Here is a 294-nt window from a genome sequence, read left to right as displayed (position 1 = left end):
ATACCAAACGGCTGCCGCTGCTCAAAGGGCAGAAAGCCACCGATAAGCGGAATTACCTGTTTGTCGCCATCGACGATTTCTCAAGGGAGCTATACGCCGCCATTTTGCCGGACAAAACCGCAGACAGTGCCGCCAAGTTTCTGACCGAACACCTGATTGATCCCTGTCCATACCTGATTGAGTGCGTTTACTCCGACAACGGTACGGAATATAAAGGCTCGGCCAACCATGCTTTCGGTGTAGCCTGTTATGAGAACGGGATTGGTCAAAAGTTTACCCGGGTTGCCCGTCCGC

General features: G+C 52.7%; 1 protein-coding gene. It reads left to right on the top strand.

Annotated elements, in window-relative coordinates; translation table 11 throughout:
• A partial coding sequence (locus ACTHTQ_RS11510; RefSeq protein ID WP_440363991.1) for a DDE-type integrase/transposase/recombinase occupies positions 1-294 on the top strand: 294 nt, incomplete at both ends.

The sequence above is a fragment of the Neisseria sp. P0020.S003 genome (assembly GCF_051957095.1).
In the GTDB taxonomy this organism is placed as follows: Bacteria; Pseudomonadota; Gammaproteobacteria; order Burkholderiales; family Neisseriaceae; genus Neisseria; species Neisseria subflava.
The sequence above is the reverse complement of the archived record's forward strand: the minus strand, read 5'-3'. Positions and strand labels throughout refer to the sequence as shown.